Source organism: Thermodesulfomicrobium thermophilum DSM 16697, assembly GCF_059568695.1.
This window is the reverse complement of sequence record NZ_JCANTW010000011.1, coordinates 344029-364773: the sequence shown is the minus strand read 5'-3', so window position 1 is coordinate 364773 and position 20745 is coordinate 344029. Positions and strand designations below refer to the sequence as shown.

Annotated in this window: 20 protein-coding genes; 18 read left to right on the top strand and 2 right to left on the bottom strand. The window is 64.6% G+C overall.

Going from position 1 to position 20745, the window contains the following annotated elements; all coding sequences use genetic code 11:
• Positions 1-5: 5 nt before the first annotated feature.
• Positions 6-386, bottom strand: coding sequence for a glycine cleavage system protein GcvH (gcvH, locus tag BR00_RS03025; protein ID WP_496476138.1), 381 nt, complete (start codon positions 384-386; stop codon positions 6-8).
• A gap of 122 nt (positions 387-508) precedes the next feature.
• Here gcvH and BR00_RS03020 point away from each other — a divergent pair, with 122 nt between their 5' ends.
• Complete coding sequence (locus tag BR00_RS03020; protein WP_496476137.1) at positions 509-1051, top strand: hypothetical protein; 543 nt, start codon at positions 509-511, stop codon at positions 1049-1051.
• On the opposite strand, the gene BR00_RS03015 is transcribed toward BR00_RS03020, so the two are convergent.
• Positions 1045-1509, bottom strand: coding sequence for a 23S rRNA (pseudouridine(1915)-N(3))-methyltransferase RlmH (locus BR00_RS03015; protein ID WP_496476136.1), 465 nt, complete (start codon positions 1507-1509; stop codon positions 1045-1047). The two genes, BR00_RS03020 and BR00_RS03015, sit on opposite strands and share 7 nt — an antisense overlap.
• 51 nt (positions 1510-1560) lie before the next feature.
• Between BR00_RS03015 and BR00_RS03010 the strand changes: the two genes are divergently transcribed.
• The 17 genes from BR00_RS03010 to BR00_RS02930 are packed head-to-tail and all read left to right on the top strand — an operon-like array spanning position 1561 to position 20743.
• Positions 1561-1995 carry a hypothetical protein gene (locus tag BR00_RS03010; RefSeq protein ID WP_496476135.1) on the top strand — a complete coding sequence of 145 codons (435 nt, stop codon included), beginning with the start codon at positions 1561-1563 and terminating at the stop codon, positions 1993-1995.
• On the top strand, positions 1992-2357 hold the full coding sequence (locus tag BR00_RS03005; RefSeq protein ID WP_496476134.1) for a hypothetical protein: 366 nt from the start codon (positions 1992-1994) through the stop codon (positions 2355-2357). Before BR00_RS03010 ends, BR00_RS03005 begins: the two co-directional genes overlap by 4 nt.
• Entirely contained in the window at positions 2354-3286 is a 933-nt protein-coding gene (locus BR00_RS03000) for an AAA family ATPase (RefSeq protein ID WP_496476133.1), read from the top strand. Before BR00_RS03005 ends, BR00_RS03000 begins: the two co-directional genes overlap by 4 nt.
• Before the next feature lie 2 nt (positions 3287-3288).
• Positions 3289-4491 (top strand): glycosyltransferase family 9 protein, encoded by a 1203-nt coding sequence (locus BR00_RS02995; protein WP_496476132.1) that lies wholly within the window; start codon positions 3289-3291, stop codon positions 4489-4491.
• On the top strand, positions 4484-5755 hold the full coding sequence (locus tag BR00_RS02990) for a CgeB family protein (RefSeq protein WP_496476131.1): 1272 nt from the start codon (positions 4484-4486) through the stop codon (positions 5753-5755). The genes BR00_RS02995 and BR00_RS02990 overlap by 8 nt, the downstream gene beginning before the upstream one ends.
• A gap of 9 nt (positions 5756-5764) precedes the next feature.
• Positions 5765-6418 (top strand): phosphatidylserine decarboxylase family protein, encoded by a 654-nt coding sequence (locus tag BR00_RS02985; RefSeq protein ID WP_496476130.1) that lies wholly within the window; start codon positions 5765-5767, stop codon positions 6416-6418.
• Between the two features lie 11 nt (positions 6419-6429).
• Complete coding sequence (gene pssA / locus BR00_RS02980; RefSeq protein ID WP_496476129.1) at positions 6430-7188, top strand: CDP-diacylglycerol--serine O-phosphatidyltransferase; 759 nt, start codon at positions 6430-6432, stop codon at positions 7186-7188.
• Positions 7189-7241: 53 nt separating this feature from the next.
• Positions 7242-8828, top strand: a complete 1587-nt coding sequence (locus BR00_RS02975; protein WP_496476239.1) for a 2-isopropylmalate synthase — start codon at positions 7242-7244, stop codon at positions 8826-8828.
• Positions 8813-10078 (top strand): 3-isopropylmalate dehydratase large subunit, encoded by a 1266-nt coding sequence (gene leuC / locus BR00_RS02970; RefSeq protein WP_496476128.1) that lies wholly within the window; start codon positions 8813-8815, stop codon positions 10076-10078. Before BR00_RS02975 ends, leuC begins: the two co-directional genes overlap by 16 nt.
• Positions 10079-10089: 11 nt before the next feature.
• On the top strand, positions 10090-10590 hold the full coding sequence (locus BR00_RS02965) for a 3-isopropylmalate dehydratase small subunit (RefSeq protein WP_496476127.1): 501 nt from the start codon (positions 10090-10092) through the stop codon (positions 10588-10590).
• Entirely contained in the window at positions 10587-11660 is a 1074-nt protein-coding gene (leuB, locus tag BR00_RS02960) for a 3-isopropylmalate dehydrogenase (RefSeq protein ID WP_496476126.1), read from the top strand. Before BR00_RS02965 ends, leuB begins: the two co-directional genes overlap by 4 nt.
• Before the next feature lie 58 nt (positions 11661-11718).
• The gene (locus tag BR00_RS02955) at positions 11719-12444 is read left to right on the top strand and encodes a hypothetical protein (protein ID WP_496476125.1); all 726 of its coding nucleotides are present in this window, start codon (positions 11719-11721) and stop codon (positions 12442-12444) included.
• An 8-nt stretch (positions 12445-12452) separates the two neighbouring features.
• Positions 12453-14438: an elongation factor G gene (locus BR00_RS02950; RefSeq protein WP_496476124.1), complete on the top strand. Its 1986-nt coding sequence runs from the start codon at positions 12453-12455 to the stop codon at positions 14436-14438.
• Between the two features lie 23 nt (positions 14439-14461).
• Positions 14462-15010, top strand: coding sequence for a helix-turn-helix domain-containing protein (locus BR00_RS02945; RefSeq protein ID WP_496476123.1), 549 nt, complete (start codon positions 14462-14464; stop codon positions 15008-15010).
• Positions 15011-15040: 30 nt separating this feature from the next.
• A complete protein-coding gene (locus BR00_RS02940; RefSeq protein WP_496476122.1) occupies positions 15041-16681 on the top strand; it encodes an AMP-binding protein in 1641 nt (546 codons plus the stop codon).
• 41 nt (positions 16682-16722) lie between these two features.
• Positions 16723-17922, top strand: a complete 1200-nt coding sequence (locus tag BR00_RS02935; RefSeq protein ID WP_496476121.1) for an exonuclease SbcCD subunit D C-terminal domain-containing protein — start codon at positions 16723-16725, stop codon at positions 17920-17922.
• The gene (locus tag BR00_RS02930) at positions 17912-20743 is read left to right on the top strand and encodes an AAA family ATPase (RefSeq protein ID WP_496476120.1); all 2832 of its coding nucleotides are present in this window, start codon (positions 17912-17914) and stop codon (positions 20741-20743) included. The genes BR00_RS02935 and BR00_RS02930 overlap by 11 nt, the downstream gene beginning before the upstream one ends.
• The last annotated feature ends 2 nt before the right edge of the window (positions 20744-20745 follow it).

Below are 20745 nucleotides of genomic sequence, written 5' to 3'. Positions count from 1 at the left end.
GCCTCCTAATGGGCTTGGGCAGCGATGTGCTCCGCGTAGGCGCTGGCGGAAAGGAGGTCCTGAGGCGGTTGGGTAAGGCGCACCCGGAAAAGCCAGCCTTCGCCGTAAGGGTCTTGGTTGACGAGTTCTGGGGCGCTTTCCAGCGCGGCGTTGACGGCAACCACTTCGCCGGCCACAGGACAGTAGATTTCACTGGCCGCCTTGACGGACTCCACGGTGCCGGCCTCGCCTCCCGGAGTCAGACGCGCGCCGACGGCCGGGGTTTCCACGAAGGTCAGGTCACCGAGCTGCTCTTGGGCAAAATGGGTGATGCCGATGACCGCTTCATCGCCGTCCACGCGGACCCACTCGTGCGAGGAACTGTAGAGGAGATCTTGGGGAATCATGGAACGCTCCTTTAGAGGAAGATGGTTTTGCCTTGAATTCGGCTGGCTATAGCGGTAACCCCGGCAAAGGGCAATGCGCCAAAAACCCTTTAAGGATGTGGATAGGAATACAGGAGAAGCGTATGCGGGCAAAACGGGCGGGCATCGTATGGGGAGTGGTGGTACTGCTGTGGACCATGGCTTGGGCTCAGGGATCGCTCACAGGCGGCCAGGTGGAGCGCTTTCTGCAAGTCTACGAGGAGCTCAAGCCGATTTTCGACACCATGGAGATGGAAGACACGCCTGCGGAAGAGAGTCCGGCTGCACTGGCGATGCAATGGGGAAAGACCGTGACGCAAGACGCCAAAGCGCAGGCCGTACTTGCCAAGCATGGCCTGGACGTTGCGTCTTGGACAGAGCTCGCTTCCCGGGTGATGACGACCTATATGGTGCTCAAGATGAGCGAGGGCGGGGATTCTCCGCTTGTCCAGCTTCGGCAAAGCCTGGCGGAATTGGAAAAGGACACTTCGATTCCGGCATCCATGAAGCCGGAGATGGTGGCCAATCTCCAGCAGGCCATCGCCCAGTACGAGGACATGGAGAAGAAGGTTTCCCCGGAGGACAAGGCCGCGGTGCGTCCGCTCCTCCCGCGCTTGGATACGGCCTTGGAGTGGACGGATCAGTAGTGGTAGGCCACCCCTGCCAGAATGGTGCTCGCCCGGTAGAGTTGCTCCAGGAGCACCACCAGGGCCAGCTCGTGGGGCAGGGTCATGGGGCCGAGGCTCACCTGGTCCCAGGCGGCTTCGAGGACGCGCGGCGCCAGGCCGAAAGGCCCGCCCACGGCAAAGCATGGGACATAGCCTTTGTCCCAGAGCTCTCCCAACAGCCGGGCAAACTCGGCGGAAGTGCGTGCCGGGGCGGCGTCGTGCAGGGCGAGAAGCCGGTGGCGGGGTGTTATTTGATTCAGGATGCGGAGTCCTTCTTCGTCGCAGATGCGTTCCCGCGGGCCGCGTCCGCGTCCCGGGGGAAGGGCCGTGAGGGTGAGGCGCAGGCGGGAACGCAGGCAGCGTTGGTAGTGATCGACCGCCTGCTGCCAGAAGGGTTTTTTGACCGTGCCGATGGTGAGGACAGTGACGGGATGCATGGCCTTGTGCTAGGCGGGGGGCGGCCCATTGGCAAGGCTTGAGGAGGAGGTATGCACGAGAGGGATGTGGTGGAGTCTTTGGTGAAGGTGGATGGAACCGAAGGTGACGAGCTGCTTTTTTGGGCGGAAGAGGAGCCGGTGGATACCGTGCGCGGCACCTACCGGGTCTCTCTTGATGCGCAGGAGGCGTGGCTGCGCTTGGGCGAGCAGTCCTGGCCGGTGCTCGATATTTCTCGCTGGGGGCTCGGGATTGCTCTCGGGGATGGGGCCCTCTTGGAGCCGGGCACGGTGCTCGAAGGGGCGCGGCTTGAGGTGGAGGGGCGCGTGTTCGCCATGGATGTGGAAGTGGTGCACGTGTCCGCGGATGTGGGGGAGCATTTGCGCTGCGGTCTTGCCGTAGTCAAAGCGGCCGAGGACTTCGGGCCCTTCGTGGAGGAGTTCATAACTCGGCGCAAGGCCCAGATCGTGGGGGAGGCGCACGCATGAAGGCCGCCCGTCGAGATGTTCTGGGAGAGCTTTTTGCTGGAGATGCGGAAGAAACAACGCAGGGCTTGGAAGAACTCAATGCCCTGATCCAGCAATGCGCTGCCCCCCAGAAAGCGTCCATCGCAGCGCCGAAAAAGCGGCCTCAAGGCCGCTGCCGCGTGCGCAAGGCGACGCATTACCTGCGTCCAGAGGTGTACGACCGGCTGGAGGCCGCAAGCCAGCGGTTGCGCGACGAGCTCGCCCCGCATGTGCGCGTTTCCAAATCGCGCCTCGTCAACCTGGCTTTGGAGCAGCTTTTGGAAGAAATCCGGCGCAAGGACGATCCGCGCGCCGTGGCCCGTCTTTTGGAGGAAAAGTCATGACAACCGAACCCCTGCGTGTGGTGTGTCCGCGGTGTGGCAAGGAACACCGGGTGGATGTGTCCAAAATTCCCGCTGGCGCCACCAAGGCCCAATGCCGTGCCTGCGGCCATCGGTTTTCACTTACCGACAGCGCGCGGCAGTCGGATACCCCCAAAGGCCCTGGTCCGCGGCGCATCGGTGTGTGCTTGAGCAAAGGCGGGGTGGGCAAGACCACCACGGCCGTGCACCTGGCCGCAGGGCTTGCCTTGGCAGGCAATCAGGTCCTTTTGGTGGATACGGACACCCAGGGGCAGGATGCCTATTCGTTGGGGGTCAAGCCCAAGGCTGGGCTCACGGAGCTCGTGACCGGAGAGCTGACGGCGGACGAGGCGGTGGTCAAGGCACGGGAGAATCTGTGGCTCCTTGCGGGCGGCCGCTCTCTGGCTGGGGTGAAGCGCCTTATCGATCGCAAGGACTTTGGCGGCGAGCTCACCTTGGCGGAGGCCTTGGAACCCGTGGAGACGGCCTACGACTATGTGGTCGTGGACACCTCCCCGGGATGGGACCCCTTGACGGTCAACGTGCTCTTTTACGTGTATGAAGTGCTCACCCCGGTGAGCCTGGAAGTCATGACCTTGCAGGGCTTGGTGGAATTTTTGAAGAGCATGAGCGCTATCCAGAAGTACCGCAGCGAGGTGGCGCTCAAGTATATCCTGCCCACGTTCTACGACAAGCGCATCAAGAATCCCGATGTGATCCTCAAGCGTTTGCAAGAGCTCTACGGCGACCTCGTTTGCGAGCCCATCCGCTACAACGTACGCCTTTCGGAATGCCCGGCGTATGGCAAGACTGTGTACGAGTACGCGCCGGGATCCCACGGTGCCCAGGACTACCGGGCCTTGGTGCGCAAGGTGACCGGCAATCCCAAGCTGTTTACCGTGGGCGGGTGAGGGTGGCGCAGCCCTCGGTGGTCTTCCAGCTCGCCCGGTTCGGTGACATCCTGCAAACCGGGCGCTTGATGGCGAGCCTGCCGCCGGGGGCAGTGCTCGTGGTGGATCGTGGTGTGGCGGAGCTCGCCCGGCTGGCATACCCTGGGGTCCATGTGCTGGAACTGCCGGTGCACGGCAAAAGTCCTGGAGCATGGTCGCTGGTGCGCCGTGCGGTGGCCACGCTGCAAGCCCTGGATCCGGCAGAGGTATACCTGCTCAATTACTCTGGACTTTCCGCCGCCCTGGCTGCGGCCTTTCCTGCGGAGCGCCTGCGCGCTTACGGTGGTGTGGGGGGGAGCCTGCGGGTGCCGCCCTGGTTTTCCCTTCTTATCCGCTGGGCCCAGGAGCGCCGAAACGGTGGCCTCAATCTGGTGGACGCCTGGGGGCTTCTTGCCCGGGAGCCGGCCGCGCCCGCTGCGGTCCATCCCCCGGCGCAGCCGCGGGGGCGCACGCTGGGGGTGGTGCTCGCCGGGCAGAACCCACGACGTTCGTTGCCGACGCCGGTGCTCGCCGCCTGGATCGGTGCGGCTCTGAGTCGTCTTGGGGGAACGGACGTGGTGCTGCTCGGCGCTTCGGGCCAGGAGCGTTTGGCTGCGGAGCTCATGGCCGCGCTGCCTGCGGCCCTTGGCCGTTCCACCCGCAACCTCGTGGGGCGGACCGGGTGGGGGCAGTTGTGGGAGATCGTGGCCGGCTGCGGCCTGGTGCTTTCCCCGGATACAGGCGTGGCCCATATGGCGGCCCGGTTGGGGGTGCCGGTCTTGGGGGCGTATTTGGCCTCGGCGTGGGTGCATGAGACCGGGCCCTACGGGGAAGGACACGTGGTGGTGCAATCGGTGCTTCCCTGTTCGCCGTGCCTGGAGACCGCAGTCTGTCCCACGCCCGGGGCGTGTCTGGCGCCGCTTGCGCAGCGGGAGACGATTCGCTGGATTGCCCGGGGCGAGGGGGCGCTCCCTTCGGGTGCCGTGGCCCTGCAAAGCGGCATGGACGCCTTGGGGGTATACTACCATCCTGTGGCCGGGGGGGACCCCACTGCGGCTGGGCGCCAGGCGTTTCGCTCTCAGGTGGCGGCCTTGTGGGGGGTGGGGGCGCCAGGCCGGGGAGGCTGTGCGTGGATGACGGAGAAAGACTGGATGCTGCCGGGTGGAGTTGGAGGTCAGTATGCCTGATTGGGGGGTGCGCCGGATTCTGGTGGTACTGCCGCTTTACGGCGGCTCGCTGCCGATAGGCCGCTATGTGGCCCGGGCCCTGGCGGGGCTGGGGCACGTGGTGGAGACCTTCGAAGCGCCGTTTTTCTATCCTACTTTTCAAAACCTGCGGGCGCTGCGTGTGGGCCCGGAGGCGGTGGACGCCCTGGAGAACGGGTTTTTGCAACTCGTCTCCCAGGCCGTGCTCGCCCAGGTGGAGCGTTTTTCCCCGGATCTGGTGCTGGCCATGGCCCAGGCGCCGCTTTCCCGGCAAACCTTGCGGCGTCTTGCCCGAGACGGGGTGCCCACGGCCATGTGGTTCGTGGAGGACTATGCGGTCTTCACCTATTGGCAGGCCTTTGCCCCGCTCTACGACTTCTTCTTCACCATCCAGAAAGAGCCGTTTTTGGGGCGGCTTGCGGAGGTGGGACAGAAGCAGGCCTACTACCTCCCCTTGGCCGCGGCCCCCGAAATCCACCGACCTGTGCCGCTTTCTGCCATAGAGCGGCGCACCTACGGCAGTGACGTCTCTTTCGTGGGCGCGGGATACCCCAACCGGCGATTGGCCTTTCGCGCCTTTGCGGACATGGATTTTCGCATTTGGGGCAGCGACTGGGACGGTGAGGAGATCCTGGCCGCGTACGTGCAGCGCGGTGGGGCGCGCATCGAGACCGAAGAGGTGGTGAAGATCTTCTGCGCCACCCGCGTCAATCTCAACCTGCACTCCAGTGTGCGGCCCGCGGTGACTGTGGGGGAGGGAGATTTCGTCAACCCGCGCACCTTCGAGATCGCCGCCTGTGGGGCTTTTCAGGTGGTAGACCAGCGAAGTCTGTTGCCCGAGCTTTTTGCCGATCACGAACTGGCGGTGGTAGACCACGTGGATGCCATGGTGGAGGCAACCCGGTATTTTCTGGCCCACGAAGAGGAGCGCACCGCCATGGCGGCGCGGGCCAGGGCGCGCGTGCTCGCCGAGCACACCTACACGCAGCGCATGGAAACCCTCCTTGCCGTGGTGGGCGCGGCCTTGGGGTGGCAGAGCGCGGAGCCGCGCCCTTCTTTTCTGGAGCCGGATTTGGCGGCTGAGGTGGCTGCCCTTGCCAGAGACCTGGGTTTGCGCGATGATGCTTCCTTCGAGGACGTGGTGGCCGCGGTCCGTGTTCGGAAAGGGATCCTCTCGCCAGCGGAGACCGCGGTGCTTTTTTTGGATGAATGGCGCAAACAGTATAGCCGCAAGAGTGCGGCGTAAGGAGTATGCATGCGCAAACCTTGCTGCGGCCTTGCCCCGGAAGGCATGCCGTTTCTCTTTCTTGCGACCCTCGCCACCGTGGTTTTCGCCCTGGCGGGCTGGGTGGTCGCCAGTCTCGTGGGATTGGGAGTGGTGGCCTTTATCCTCAATTTTTTTCGCGATCCGGAGCGGGTGGTGCCCCAGGACGAGGGTGTCGTCGTGGCGCCGGCCGACGGGCGGGTGGTGCGCGTGGCCCCCATGCCGGACCCGGTGCATGGTACGCCGCGCATGGCGGTGTGCATTTTCATGAACGTCTTCAACGTGCATGTGAATCGGACGCCGGTGGCAGGTGTGGTGCGGCAAATGCGCTACATTCCGGGAAAGTTTTTCAACGCGTCCCTGGACAAGGCCTCTACGGACAACGAGCGCTGCATCATGGATTTGGAAACTGAGGATGGCGGTCGTTTTACGGTGGTCCAGATCGCGGGGCTCATCGCCCGGCGCATCGTCGATTGGGTGCGGCCGGGGGACACGCTGCCGCGTGGGGTGCGCTTCGGTATGATCCGCTTTGGATCCAGGGTTGACCTCTACCTGCCGCCGGACTATGAACCCGTCATCCAGGAAACAGAGCACACCGTGGCCGGCCAAACGGTGGTCGCCCGTAAGCGCGAACCCCTGGGATGAGTACGATTATCATGGAACATGCCAAGCCCAAACACCGCGGCTATTATCTCCTTCCCAACATGATGACCATGGCGAGCCTGTTCGTGGGTTTCGTGGGCATGCTGTGGTCCTTGGAGGGGCGCTTCGAGATGGCCGCGGTGGCTATTTTGGGCAGCTGTCTTTTCGACGGGCTGGACGGCAAACTGGCCCGGCTGACCAATTCCGCCTCGGATTTTGGCGTCCAGCTGGATTCCTTGGCCGATCTGGTGGCCTTCGGCGTGGCCCCGGCCCTCATGGTCTACCAGTGGCATCTGCACGCCTTTGACCGTCTGGGCATGATGGCCTCCTTTTTGATCATTGCCTGCGGTGCCCTGCGTTTGGCGCGGTTCAACATCCAGACCGGCAAGATCAGTAAAAAGTTCTTCATTGGCCTGCCCATTCCTGCAGGCGCCTGCATCCTGGCTGCTTTCGTGCTCTTTGCCCATCACTTGGGCTTTGCGGCTACGTCGCTGGCTGCCCAGGTCCTCTTGGCCCTGTCCTTTGTGGTTTCCTTGCTCATGGTGAGCGCCGTTCGCTATTTTTCCTTCAAGGAGATGGACGGGCTGCGCACCCATCGCTTCAGCGCCACGGTGACGGCGCTCTTTCTCTTCGTGCTCATTGCCTCCGAACCCAAACTGCTGCTTTTTATCTGTGGTTTGGGATATCTTCTCTCCGGTCTCATCTATTCGTTTGTGGTGCTGCCCTTGCGGCGCCGCTCGCTACGGCTACGAGACGTCCAGCGACTCTCGTAACCACCAATCCCTTTTCTCGTTTTCGGTTGCTGGAACCCTCCCTTGAAACGGCCCTGCCAGAGGCTTCCAGCTGTGTTTTTACCCAATCCCATTCCAAGGAGAAGCGTATGTCTCAGCGAGTGTACATCTTTGACACCACCTTGCGCGACGGAGAGCAGTCCCCTGGCGCCACCATGAACCGTGAGGAGAAGATCCGCCTGGCCCGCCAGTTGGAGTCCTTGGGCGTGGACATCATCGAGGCGGGATTCCCGGCCGCAAGCCAAGGGGACTTCGAGGCCGTGCGCGATATCGCCCGTACGGTGCGCGGTTGCCAGATCGCAGGTCTGTGCCGGGCGATTCCCGCAGACATCGACCGGGCCTGGGAGGCCGTGCGGGAAGGGGAACATGGCCGCATCCACACCTTCCTCGCCACTTCCGACATTCATATGCAGTACAAATTGCGTAAAACCCGGGAGCAGGTGCTGGAGATGGTGGACGCCGCCGTGCGCTATGCTGCCTCCAAGACTTCCAATGTGGAGTTTTCCGCCGAAGACGCCTCCCGCTCGGACCCGGATTTCTTGGTGCAGGTCTTTACCCGCGCCATCGACGCCGGCGCCACCACCATCAATGTGCCGGATACCGTGGGCTACATCCAGCCGCAGGAGTTTGCGGACCTCATCGGCTATCTCTTGGAGCATATCCCCAACGCCCATAAGGCCGTGTTTTCCGTGCATTGCCATAACGACCTGGGCCTTGCCACGGCCAATACCCTGGCGGCCTTGCGTGCCGGCGCCCGACAGGCGGAAGTGACTTTGGCGGGCATCGGTGAGCGTGCCGGCAACGCCGCCCTGGAAGAAGTGGTCATGGCCATGGAAGTGCGCAAGGACTACTACGGTCTGGAAACCGGTATCGTGAAGGAGCAAATTTATCCCTCGACACGATTGCTTTCTCTCATTATTGGCCAGCCCATTCCGCCATACAAATCGATTATCGGTTCCAATGCCTTTGCCCACGAATCCGGCATCCACCAGGATGGGGTGCTCAAGCACCGGCAGACGTATGAAATCATGACTCCGGAATCGGTGGGACGCAGTGCGGAGGACATGGTCTTGGGCAAGCATTCGGGGCGGGCGGCCCTGAAGACCCGGCTGGAGGGTTTGGGCTACGCCCTGAGCGAAGAACAGGTCGATATCGTGTTTGCGGCTATGAAAAAATTGGCGGATCGGAAGAAAGAGATCTTCATCGAAGATTTGGAAGCCGTGGTCCTCGACGAGATCTTCCGCATCCCCGACAAGTACCGGCTGGAATATTTGAGCGCCATCAGCGGCAACATGGCCATCCCCAACGCGGTGGTGAAGATGTACGTGGATGGCGAGGAGCGCACGGTGTCCGACTTTGGAACCGGCCCCATCGACGCGGTGTTCCACACCATCAGCAAGACCGTGGGCCGGGCGCCCAAATTGCTGCGCTACGCCGTCAATGCCATCACCGGCGGTACGGACGCCCAAGGTGAGGTCACCGTGCGTATCGAGGAAAACGGCAAGTCCGCGGTGGGACGCGCTGCGGACGCCGATATCATCGTGGCCAGCGCCAAGGCGTATATCAATGCCTTGAACCGCTTGGCCAAACGTGAGGAGGAAACGGTATGGGCCAGAGTTTAGCCGAAAAGATATTGCAGCGGCACACCAATGACCATGTGGAGGGTCCCGGGCAGATTGTCCGGTGTCGGGTGTCCTTGGCATTGGCCAACGACATCACCGCGCCCTTGGCCATCAAATCGCTGCGCGCCATGGGGGTGTCCCGGGTCTTTGATCCCGAGCGGGTGGTCTTGGTGTGTGACCACTTCACCCCCAACAAGGATATCGACTCCGCCGAACAAGTGAAGGTCGTTCGGGATTTTGCCCGGCAGTTCGGCATCGTCCATTATTATGAAGGCGGCGAGGTGGGGGTAGAGCACGCCTTGCTTCCGGAGTTGGGCCTGGTGGGGCCCGGCGACGTAGTGGTGGGCGCGGACTCCCACACCTGTACGTATGGAGGCCTGGGCGCCTTTGCCACAGGCCTGGGAAGCACGGACGTGGCCGCGGCCATGGCCTTGGGCGAGACCTGGTTTAAGGTGCCGGAGACCATCCGGGTGGATCTGGTGGGGACGGTGGAGCCGTACGTGAGCGCCAAGGATTTCATCCTTGAGGTCATCGGCCGCATCGGCGTGGCCGGGGCCCTGTACAAGGCGCTGGAATTCGGCGGTCCGGTGGTGGACGCCATGAGCGTGGAAGGCCGCATGACCATGGCCAACATGGCCATCGAGGCCGGGGGCAAGGCCGGGCTTTTTGCCGCGGATGCCACGACCCTGGCCTACACCGCCGCCCATGGCCGCGCCCAGGACGCCCCCATCGCCCCGGACGCGGACGCGGGGTATGCGCAGCGTTTGCGCGTGGACGCCACGGGCATGAGTCCGCGGGTAGCCTGTCCGCACCTGCCGGAAAACGTCAAACCCGTGGAAGAGGTCTCCGGCATCCCAGTGGACCAGGTGGTCATCGGTTCGTGCACCAATGGCCGCATCGAGGATTTGCGCGTGGCTGCGGCGGTGCTGCGCGGCCGCAAGGTGGCGCGCGGCGTGCGTCTTATTGTGCTGCCTGCCTCGCCCAAGGCCTACCGTTTGGCCTTGAACGAAGGTCTTTTGGAGGTGTTTTTGGACGCTGGCGCCGTGGTGGGGCCGCCCACCTGCGGTCCGTGTCTGGGCGGGCACATGGGGATCCTGGCCGGCGGCGAGCGCTGCTTGGCCACCACCAACCGCAATTTCCGTGGCCGCATGGGGAGCCTCGACTCGGAAGTCTATTTGGCCAGCCCTGCAGTGGCCGCAGCCACTGCCGTGGCAGGCACCATCATCCATCCGGCCCAGGTGGCTGGGTAAGGAGCATATCGATGCGTTTTGAAGGAAAAGCCCATGTGGTGGGTGATCATATCGATACGGATGCCATCATCCCGGCGCGGTTTCTCGTGACCGCAGACCCTGGAGAACTCGGGAAAAACTGCATGGAAGGCCTGACTCCAGGCTGGGTGCGGCGGGTGTCCCCCGGCGACATCCTGGTGGCAGGCGAGAACTTTGGCTGCGGCTCTTCCCGGGAGCATGCGCCTCTGGCCATCCTCGGCGCAGGCATCCCGGTGGTGCTGGCCAAGAGTTTTGCCCGCATCTTCTACCGCAACGGCTTCAACATGGGACTGGTGCTCTTGGAGATGGGCGACGCCATCGACCGCCTGGGCGATGGCCATGCGCTGGTGGTGGATGTCGCCCAGGGCGTGGTGGAAAACCGCACAACGGGCGAGACCTTTCAGGTGCGTCCGGTGCCAGGGTTCATGATGGAGATGCTTGAGGCCGGCGGCCTCGTCCAGTACGTGCGCCGGCGTCTGGGAGGTGCAGCATGAAGATCTCGGTGTGCGTGCTCCCTGGTGACGGCATCGGCCCGGAAATCACCGCCCAGGCGGAGCGGGTCCTTACGGCGGTGGCTGAGCGTTTCGGCCACGCCGTGGAGATTCGGCGTGCGCTCATTGGCGGGGCGGCCATCGACGCCGTCGGTGTTCCGCTCCCTGAAGACACCGTGGCCGCGTGCCAGGCGAGTTCCGCCGTGTTGCTCGGTGCCGTGGGTGGGCCCAAGTGGGACGACTTGGAGCCTGCCCTGCGTCCGGAAAAGGGGCTTTTGGGGATCCGCAAGGCCCTGGGGCTCTTTGCCAACCTGCGCCCCGCGGTACTCTTTCCCGAGCTTGCCGCTTCTTCCCTTTTGCGTGCCGATATCGCCGCCCAGGGCGTGGATGTGCTGGTGGTGCGTGAGCTCACCGGCGGCCTCTACTTTGGCGAGCCCCGGGGCGAGGGACAGGTGGACGGGGAACGCGCGGCGTTCAACACCATGATCTACCGCGAGTCGGAGATCGAGCGCATCCTGCGCGTGGCCTTCGAGGCGGCCCGGAATCGCCGTCGCCGCGTGTGCTCCGTGGACAAGGCCAATGTCCTCGAGGTCTCGCGCCTGTGGCGCGAGGTGGCGGTGCGGGTGTCCCGAGAGTATCCGGACGTGGAGTTGACGCACCTGTACGTGGACAACGCCGCCATGCAGCTCGTGCGCGCCCCGCACGTCTTCGACGTCATGGTCACGGAGAACCTCTTTGGAGATATCCTCTCCGACGAGGCCGCGGCCATCACGGGAAGCCTCGGCATGCTGCCCTCAGCCTCCCTGGGCGCATCCGGCCCTGGCCTTTTCGAACCCATTCATGGCTCTGCACCGGATATTGCAGGCCAGGACCTGGCCAATCCCCTGGCCACCATCTTGTCCGTGGCCATGCTGCTGCGCCACGGCTTTGCCCTGGAGGCCGAAGCCCAGGCCGTGGAGCAGGCTGTGCGCACGGTGCTGGCGCGCGGGCTGCGTACCCGGGACATCGTCACCGAAGGCGCCACCGTGGTGGGGTGCACGCAGATGGGCGAGGCGGTGCTCGCCGCCCTGTAGCCTTGCCGAGTAGGGCGGATTGTGGAAGGATTCTCCCGGCCATGTACGGGAGGCGAGTATGGATGCACAACTAGAGCGCCTGGGCCTTGCCCCGCATGTTACGGACGCGGATCTTGCCCAGGCGTATGAAGACACTCCGGCCCCGGAAAAAGGGGTGATCAAAAATGCCGTGGCCATGGCCCACGCCCTGACCCGGGGCTGGGCCATGGCCAGCGAGCGCACCGTGCATTTGGGAAGCGCGGTGCTCAAGGAAAGCGCCCGGCCTGCGGCCTTTGCCGTGTTCCTCTATCACCCGGAATGTTTTCCGCTGCCCGCTTTGGCTTCGGCCATCACCTTGGCCCTTGTGGCCCGCGTGCCCCACGTGGCGGTGGTGGCTCCGGCGCCGTGGGATAGGGCCTTTCTCTTTGCCTGCGATTTCCTTTCCGTGCCGTGGGTGTACACCACCGATGTCGATGTTTCCGCCCTGGTGGCGGCGCTGGGTGCGGCCGGGGATGGAGTGGTGGTGGACCTGGGCCTGGGGGGCTTTCCCACACCCCTTGCCTTTACTCCGGAAGACTACGCGGTGGTGGATACCCTTGGCCCTTCGCCACAGGCCGATGCCTACGCCCGCATCCTGGGGAGCCTGCGGCGTACCGATCCCGGTCAGCGGTCTCGCTGGTACCTGGCCTATAGCGAAGAAGATGTCCGCGCCCGCTTTGTGCTGCCGCCACGGCTCCTTGGAGGCTGGCCGTGGGACCGGCTCGGGCCTGAGGACTTTCTCGTGCGCACCTCGATCTTTTCGTGAGGAGAGCCATGGCTGCTCACAAAGATTCCCGTATCGTTGGTATCATCGCCCATATCGACGCGGGTAAGACCACGCTGACCGAGCGCATTCTCTATTACACCCGCAAGATTCACCGTATGGGGGAAGTCCATGACGGCAACGCCACCATGGACTACCTGGAAGAGGAGCAGAAACGCGGCATCACCATCACTGCGGCCAGCACCACGGTGGACTGGCAGGACTGCCGCATCCATATCATCGATACCCCGGGCCATGTGGATTTCAACGTGGAGGTGGAGCGTTCGCTTCGGGTGTGCGACGGCGCGGTGGTGGTGTTCTGTGGCGTGGCCGGGGTGGAGCCCCAGAGCGAGACCGTGTGGCGCCAGGCCGAGAAATACCATCTTCCCAAGGTGGTGTTCATCAACAAGATGGACCGTCCCGGTGCGGACTATGGCCGCGTGCTTGCCGAGATCGCCGAGCGCTTCGGCGTGGTGCCGGTGCCGGTGACCGTGCCGGATCCCGGGGAGGAGCACGCGGTGCTCGACGTCTGGGCCGGGACCCGTTTGCTTTTCGATACGGCAAGTCTTGGTCAGGAAGTCGCCGTGGCCCCTGTGGATTCCCCGGAGCTTTCGGCGTGGCGGCGGGTGGCTGTGGAGCGCCTGGCCGAGGTGGATGATGCCGTTTTGGAGCGCTACTTGGCGGACGAACCGGTGGATGCGGCCATGGCGCATGCGGCCCTCGCCCGGGCGACACGCGCTTGCCGGGCGGTTGCGGTCTTTGCGGGGAGCGCTCTCAAGAATTACGGGGTGCAGCCGCTTTTGGACGGAGTCCGCCGCTATTTGCCTGGGCCCATGGAATCGGTGGGCCATGCCCAGGTGCGCCGGCGCCTTGAGGAGGCAGGTGTTTCCCCAGAGGTGACCGTGGCCTACGCTTTCAAGGTACAGTTCGACGGGGCGCACAAGCGGGTGTTTTTGCGTGTGTATAGTGGCGCGCTGGGAGAAAACGCCACGCTCTTCAATACCCGCACCGGCCGCTTTGAAAAGGCCCACAAGGTATATACTGCCCATGCCCATCACTTGGAGCCCACGCCGCAGGCCCAGGCCGGCGACATCGTCCTGGCCACAGGCCTTCGGGACGCGGTGACCGGCGACACCCTGCTCGGCGAGCGCGGCAGCCTGCAGCTGGAAAACATCGAGCTCCACGAACCGGTGATCTCTCAGGCCATTGTTCCGGCCAGCGCCAGTGACACGGACCGGCTGCGCCAACTCCTCGAGCGCTACGCCGTGGAAGACCCGACGTTGCGCGTCACCACAGACCCGGACACAGAGCAACTGGTGCTCTCCGGCCTCGGCGAGCTCCACCTGGAGATCACCCTGGAGCGTTTGCGGCGCGAGAGCCGGCTGCAGTTTCGTACGGGAAACCCCCAGGTCATCTTTCAGGAAACCGTGGCCCGCAGTGCCCAGGCCCAGGCTCAGGTGGCGCGGCTTTTGGGAGACACCATGCACCGCGCCCAGGTGGCGGTGGCCGTTGCCCCGCGGCCTCGAGGTGCGGGCAACCTGGTGCGCTGCGAAGCGGACTGTACGCATCAGACCGTGGCGGTGCAGGCCGTGGAAGACGCCCTGCATGGCGGGGTGCAGGGCTATGCCGTGACCGATACCGAGGCCGTAATCCTGGGGGTGGCCCCGGTGGACGGCGGCATTACGGATTTGGGCGTGCGTATGGCCGCCCTGGAGGCCATGGAGCGGGCCATGACCGAGGCCGGCAGTGTGCTCTTGGAGCCCATCATGAGTGTGGTGGTGACGGCGCCGGCGGAGTTTGTGGGGGATATGGTGAGTCTTCTGGGGGCAAAGGGCGCGCGCATCGAGGCCATGGATGGTGATGCGCTCCAGACCGTGATTCACGCCCTGGCCCCCCTGCGCGCCTTGTTTGGCTTTTCCACGGAGTTGCGCTCCGCCACGCGGGGCAAGGCCTTTTTCACCATGACCTTTGCGCGCTACGACACCGCAGCCGCCTAAGGTCCATTGCAAGGAGATCGTCTATGGAAGAATCGTACACGGAAATCGCCTCGCGTTTGCGCGGCCTGCGCGAGGCGCTGGACTTGAGCGTCGAGGACGTGGCCGCCCGTTTGGACGTGGATGTCGACGCCGTGCGTCGGTATGAGTCCGGAACCTGTGAAATCCCGGCGGGGTATCTGGTGGCGGTGGCCAAGCACTTGGGGGTGGACCTTACGGTGCTCGTTTCCGGCGCAGAAGCCCATCTGCACCGGGCAAGCCTGGTACGACGCGGTAAGGGCATGAGCGTGGAGCGGCGCAAGGACTATGACTACAAAAGCCTGGCGTACCGCTTCGTGGGACGCAAAATGGAGCCGTTTGTGGTGACCGTTCCGGCCAAGGAAAAAGACCAACTCACCTTCAACGAACATCCGGGCCAGGAGTTCATCTACATGCTTTCCGGCACGCTTGAGATCACCATCGGCGACCAGGTGTATGTGCTCGAGCCTGGGGACAGTCTCTATTTCACTTCCCGCACTCCCCATGCCCTGCGCGGCATTGGGGGACCGGCGGAATTTCTCGATGTGGCCATCTAATTCGTCTACCTTTTCCGTGTGGAGACTGTCATGAGCTCGATGCATCCCTCGTCGTACGAAGAACTGATGCGCACCTGGCATGTGGATGTGCCGCCGCGCTACAATTTCGCCTTTGATTTCGTGGATACTGTCGCCGCCACCGACCCGCAGCGTCTGGCCATGATCCATGTGGACGATGCTGGGGTGCGGCGGGAATACACCATGGGGTATTTCGCCGAACAGTCCAGCCGCATGGCCAATGCCTTGGCAGGCATGGGCATTGGTCGTGGGGATACGGTGATGATCATCGTCCACCGCCGGGTGGAGTTTTGGGTCCTCATGCTCGCCTTGCACAAGCTCGGCGCCTTGGGCGTGCCCTCGCCGGCGCTGCTGACGGCACACGACATCGTCTACCGCGTGCAAACCGCGGAGATCAAAGCCATCGTGGCCGACGCTTCGGTGCAGGCCACGGTGGAGGCGGCCATGCCTCAGTGCCCCACCCCGTCGGTGTTCGTGCTGACCGGCACCGAGACTGCGCCTTCTCCCTGGAAGCGCTGGGAAGACGTGGCCGCCGCGGCTTCCTCCCAATACCTCCGGCCGGCCGATGCCCCGGGGGGTGACGACCCGGCCACGGTGTTCTTTTCTTCCGGCACCACCGGGTACCCGAAAATGGTGCTCCACACCTTCACCTATCCTTTGGGCCATATGGTGACCGGCAAATTGTGGCATGACCTGCGGCCTGGGGACGTGCACCTCACCGTGGCGGATACGGGCTGGGCCAAATCGGTGTGGGGCAAGTTTTACGGCCAATGGTTGGCCGGGGCCACGGTCTTCGTGTGGGACTACCGGGGGAAGTTCGATCCATCGCGTTTGCTTTCGGTCATGGCCGAGCACCGGGTGACCACCTTCTGCGCCCCGCCCACCATCTACCGCTTCCTGGTGCGCGAGGACCTTTCCCGCTACGACCTCTCCGCCTTGCGGCATTGCACCACCGCAGGTGAGCTCCTCAACGACAGCGTGTTCCACGAGTGGAAGGAAAAGCTGGGGCTCTCCATCTTTGAGGGCTACGGCCAGACCGAGACCACCCTGCAGATCGCCACCTTCCCCTGCATGGAACCCAAGCCCGGTTCCATCGGCAAGCCTGCGCCGGGATGGGACATCGTGCTCCTCGACGAGACCGGGGAGGTGTGTCCTCCGGGCGTGGAAGGCGAGATTTGCGTGCGTCTTTCCCCTCGACCGGTAGGGCTTTTTCGAGAATACTGGAAGGCCGAAGACAAGACCGCCAATGTCATGGAAGGCGGGGTGTACCATACGGGCGACAAGGCTTGGGTGGACGAGGACGGCTATTTCTGGTTTTTGGGCCGGGTGGACGACCTCATCAAGAGCTCGGGCTACCGCATCGGGCCCTTTGAGGTGGAAAGCGCCCTGGTGTCCCATCCGGCAGTGGTGGAGGCCGCGGTCACCGGGGTGCCGGACCCGGATCGAGGGCAGGCGGTGAAGGCCTCGGTGGTCCTTGCCTCGGGATACACCCCTTCCCCGGAACTTACCCGTGAGCTGCAGAACCACGTCAAGAAGGTCACTGCCCCCTACAAGTATCCCCGCATCGTCGAGTACGTGACGGAGCTGCCCAAGACCATCAGCGGCAAGATCAAGCGCGCGGAGATCCGGGCGCGCGACGCGAAAAACTCCTAGTCATTTGCCTTCCCCCGCTTTGGCGGGGGAAGGCCTATTCCATGGCACTTCGCATTCTCCATACTTCGGATTGGCACTTAGGGCATCGGCTCTATGGCCGCCGCCGCGACGCCGAACACGAGGCCGTGCTGCGCTGGCTCCTTGACCTGGTGTGCGCACACGCAGTGGACGTACTCATGGTGTGCGGAGACGTCTTCGATACCGGCGCCCCCAGCGCTGCGGCCCAGGAGCAGTACTACGGATTTCTTCAGGAATTGCGGCAAACAGGCTGCCGCCATGCGGTGATCCTCGCAGGCAACCACGACTCCCCGTCTTTTTTGGCCGCTCCCAAGGGCCTTTTGCGCGCCTTGGGGGTGCATGTGATCACCGCGCCGCAGCCACTGGTGTTGACCACCGCGCACGGTGATCCGGAGTTGGCGGTGGCAGCGGTGCCGTATTTGCGGGAGCGCGACGTGCGCACGGCCATGCCGGGGGCGCGTTTGGAGGATAAGGCCGCCGCCTGGGTGCGTGGAGTGGCGGCGGTATACGCCGAGGTCATGCGCTCGGCCCGGTCCATGGCCCCCCAGGCCCCGGCCGTGGCCTTGGGGCATCTGTTCGTGGCAGGCAGCCAAGTGGCTGACGGCCAGGGCATGCGTTTTGCCGTGGGAGGAGTGGACCGGGTGCCGGTGGAGGTCTTTCCTGCCTGCACATACGTGGCCTTGGGGCATGTGCACGGGGCGCAAGAGGTGGCGGGCCGAGGATTCGTGCGTTATAGCGGCGCCCCGCTTGCCTTGGGCTTTGCCGACGCCGGCAAGGCCAAGTCCGCCACCTTGGTGACGGTGGAAGGCGAGGACAGCATGACGTACGAGGTCTTGCCCGCGCCTTCGCTGCAGCCCATGGCCCGCCTGTGCGGCCCGTTGGCGCAGGTGGAGGCGGATTTGCGGCGTTTGGTGGAGGTCGGCGGGAGTGTGTGGGTGGAGGCTGAGGTTACAAGCCCGGATCCTGCGGATACCGTGCGCCGCCGCATCGAGGAGGCGGTTTCTGGAAGCGCGGTGGACGTCTTATGCGTGCGGGTCCCCCGGCCGCCCTCCTTGGCCTTGGGCGCTGCCGGGGAGCGCTTGGAGGAGCTTTCGCCCGAGGAGGTCTTCCGCCGTCTTTTGGACGCCCATGCGGTGGAGGAGGATCTGCGTCCGCAGCTGACCGCGGCCTTTGCCGAGCTCATGGATACCGTGCTCCAGCGCGAGGACCAGCATGCGCCTTGAGTGGCTCGTTCTGCAGAATATCAATTCCCTTGCGGGCACGTGGGAGGTGGATTGGACGCGTCCTGAAGTGGCGGGCGAGGGGGTGCTGCTCATTTCCGGGCCCACGGGGGCGGGCAAGACCACCGTGCTCGATGCCTTGACCTTGGCTCTGTATGGCCGCACTCCACGTATGGGCCGGGTGACGGCAACAAACAACGAGGTCATGACGCGGGGCGAGGCCGAGATGCGTGCGGAGCTTGCCTTCGCCACCGCCAAGGGACGCTATCTGGCGAGTTTCACGCAGCGTCGGGCGCGGGGCAAAGCCCAAGGCCGCCTGCAAGCTCCGAGCCACGAATTGGTGGATCTGGATTCAGGTGCGGTCTTGGCCGAAGGCCTGCGGGAAACCGAACGGGCCGTGACCGAAGTCCTGGGACTGGGTTTTGAGCAATTCACCCGGGCCGTGCTCCTTGCCCAGAATGGCTTTGCCGCCTTTTTGCTCGCTGCCGCGGACGAGCGGGCACCGCTTTTGGAACGTATCACGGGCACCGAAATCTATTCCCAGCTGTCCATCGCCGCTCATGAGCGGGCCAAGGAAGAGCGCGCCCGGCTGGACGCCTGGACGGAGCGCTTGGCCGCCTTGGAGCTCATGCCTGCTCAGGAGGTGGCGGAAGCGACCCAGCGCCTTGCCGCATTGGAGCGACAGGCGAAGTCCACAGCCGAACATCTTGAAGAGCTTCGCGCCCTGCAGGCCCGTTGGCGCGACTTCCAGGCATTGCAGGAGGAAGCCGCCTCCCTCAAGGAGGCAGAAGCCCAGGTGTTGCAGCAGCTGCGCGCTCTGGAAGACGACCGGAAGACTGCGGCCGTGGCCCGGCGGGCCGAAGAGGCCGCGCGGGATGTGGCGGAGGTGGAGCGCCTGGAAAAAGAGACGCGCGAGGCCGAAGCCGCCTGCCAGCGTTTGGCCCAGGAAGTGCAGTCGTTGGTCGCCGAGTCCCGCAGTCTGGGGGCTTCTGTGGAGGCTGCTCGCGCGGAAACGGCCAAGGCACGCAGCGCTTGGGAGACTATGCGTCCGCGTCTGGCCGAGGCCCGGCGCTGGGACGCTGAAATCGCCGCGGCAGTGGCAACCCAACGCCAGGCCCAGAACCTCGTAAGCCGGGAAAAGGCCCGCCTGGAGGCCGAAACCCAGCGCGTGGCACGGTGCCAGCGGGAGCAGGCGGCCTTGGAAGCGCGGCTTCAGACCTTGGGCGTTCTTCGCAAGAACGAGACGGACGTGGATCTGGGCGCTGTGGTGCAGGCCGCGCTGACAGCGTGGGCAGCCGAGGAAGAGGCAGTGGCGCGGGAGCTTGCCGCTGCCCAGGAAGAACTGCAGCGAAGTCAGGAGGAGTTGGCCTTGGTCAAGGAAATGGAATCCTTGGAGGCCAAGCGGCGGCAACTGCGTCCTGGTTCTCCCTGTCCGCTGTGCGGAAGCCTCGATCACCCCTTTGCCCATGGGACGCCGCTTGTGCAGCCCGTCGCCGAGGCCGTGGTCCGGCATAAGGAGCATTGCCGCCAGTGCGCCCACAAGCTGGAGGCGCTGCGCGCCAGGCGCCACGCCTTGGGAGAGACTTGGGCGGCCATGGCCCACCATGCCGCCGCGCTCCAAGCCGCGGTGCAGGCCGAAGCGGCGGCGCGTCGCGCCCTTGCCGAGGCGCAGGCCGCCCTTGCCCAGGCCACGCAAGCGATGGAGCGCTGCCGAGAGCAGCGGCGTATTGTCTTGCCGGATTCGGATGTGGAGGCAGTGGAAACCCGTTTGCGTACCCAGGCAGAGCGGTCCGCTGCCCGGCAAGAGGCATTGCAGCGGCAACACGCGGCGTGCACTGCGCGTCTGGCCGCGTCCCAGGCCCGGGAGCAGGAGTGGGCGCGCCGCGTCCAGGAGCTTGCGCAGTCGCTGGCCTCTGCCAAGGAACGGCTGGCAGCGCGGTTGCAGGAGCTGGGGTTTGCAAGCCTCGGGGTGTGGCGCTCCGCCCGGCGGGACGCCGCCTGGATGGCGCAGGTGGAGGCCGCAGCCAAGGATGCCGAGGCCCGACTCGCCGCCATCCAGCTTGGGCGGCAGCGGGTGGCCTTGCGGCGGCAGGCGGTCCGGGCGCACTTGGAGGGCGCGCCGCCGCATGCCGAGGTGGAGGCCGCTGTGACGGAGCACGAGGCAAAGCTCCAAGAAATTCAGGAAGAGCGTGGGGCGGTGGCGGCCCGCGTGGCCGAGGCCCGGCGCCGAGAGGCGCAGGCGCGTGCAATGCAACAGGCGCAGGCCGCACAGGCGGCTGTTGCTGCCACGTGGGAGCGTTTGCGCGAACTCATGGGGTCGGCGGATGGGAAAAAGCTGCGTAACTTTGCCCAAGGGCTTACCCTGGACCTGCTCCTCTCCGTGGCCAACGCCCGCTTGGCGGCCATGAGCGACCGCTACCAATTGGTGCGCGACGGCGCTGGATTGGACATTGCGGTCATCGATGGGTATCGCGCCGGAGAGCGCCGCTCGGTGCGCAACCTCTCCGGCGGAGAGACCTTTGTGGTGAGCCTGGCTTTGGCCCTCGCCTTGTCCTCGCTGGTGAGCGGCGGCGGGGAATTGGGATGCCTCTTTGTGGACGAGGGCTTCGGTACCTTGGATGAGGAGAGCCTGGAGTTGGTCCTGGAGAGCCTTTTTGCACTGGGCGAGGAAAACCGCCTGGTGGGGATCATTTCTCACGTGCCTGCCTTGCGGGAGCGTCTGCTGTGTCAGATCGCCGTGCGCCCAATGACTCCTGGCCGCAGCAGCCTTTGGGTGCGCACCCCTCAGGGTTGGGCGTCATTGGCGGCCGGAAACGGGGGGTAACG

Bases quoted from the DNA above. Each gene is read 5' to 3' on its own strand.
- gcvH (WP_496476138.1), bottom strand. From the start codon at position 386: ATGATTCCCCAAGATCTCCTCTACAGTTCCTCGCACGAGTGGGTCCGC.
- BR00_RS03020 (WP_496476137.1), top strand. From the start codon at position 509: ATGCGGGCAAAACGGGCGGGCATCGTATGGGGAGTGGTGGTACTGCTG.
- BR00_RS03015 (WP_496476136.1), bottom strand. From the start codon at position 1,509: ATGCATCCCGTCACTGTCCTCACCATCGGCACGGTCAAAAAACCCTTC.
- BR00_RS03010 (WP_496476135.1), top strand. From the start codon at position 1,561: ATGCACGAGAGGGATGTGGTGGAGTCTTTGGTGAAGGTGGATGGAACC.
- BR00_RS03005 (WP_496476134.1), top strand. From the start codon at position 1,992: ATGAAGGCCGCCCGTCGAGATGTTCTGGGAGAGCTTTTTGCTGGAGAT.
- BR00_RS03000 (WP_496476133.1), top strand. From the start codon at position 2,354: ATGACAACCGAACCCCTGCGTGTGGTGTGTCCGCGGTGTGGCAAGGAA.
- BR00_RS02990 (WP_496476131.1), top strand. From the start codon at position 4,484: ATGCCTGATTGGGGGGTGCGCCGGATTCTGGTGGTACTGCCGCTTTAC.
- BR00_RS02985 (WP_496476130.1), top strand. From the start codon at position 5,765: ATGCGCAAACCTTGCTGCGGCCTTGCCCCGGAAGGCATGCCGTTTCTC.
- pssA (WP_496476129.1), top strand. From the start codon at position 6,430: ATGGAACATGCCAAGCCCAAACACCGCGGCTATTATCTCCTTCCCAAC.
- leuC (WP_496476128.1), top strand. From the start codon at position 8,813: ATGGGCCAGAGTTTAGCCGAAAAGATATTGCAGCGGCACACCAATGAC.
- BR00_RS02965 (WP_496476127.1), top strand. From the start codon at position 10,090: ATGCGTTTTGAAGGAAAAGCCCATGTGGTGGGTGATCATATCGATACG.
- leuB (WP_496476126.1), top strand. From the start codon at position 10,587: ATGAAGATCTCGGTGTGCGTGCTCCCTGGTGACGGCATCGGCCCGGAA.
- BR00_RS02955 (WP_496476125.1), top strand. From the start codon at position 11,719: ATGGATGCACAACTAGAGCGCCTGGGCCTTGCCCCGCATGTTACGGAC.
- BR00_RS02950 (WP_496476124.1), top strand. From the start codon at position 12,453: ATGGCTGCTCACAAAGATTCCCGTATCGTTGGTATCATCGCCCATATC.
- BR00_RS02945 (WP_496476123.1), top strand. From the start codon at position 14,462: ATGGAAGAATCGTACACGGAAATCGCCTCGCGTTTGCGCGGCCTGCGC.
- BR00_RS02940 (WP_496476122.1), top strand. From the start codon at position 15,041: ATGAGCTCGATGCATCCCTCGTCGTACGAAGAACTGATGCGCACCTGG.
- BR00_RS02935 (WP_496476121.1), top strand. From the start codon at position 16,723: ATGGCACTTCGCATTCTCCATACTTCGGATTGGCACTTAGGGCATCGG.
- BR00_RS02930 (WP_496476120.1), top strand. From the start codon at position 17,912: ATGCGCCTTGAGTGGCTCGTTCTGCAGAATATCAATTCCCTTGCGGGC.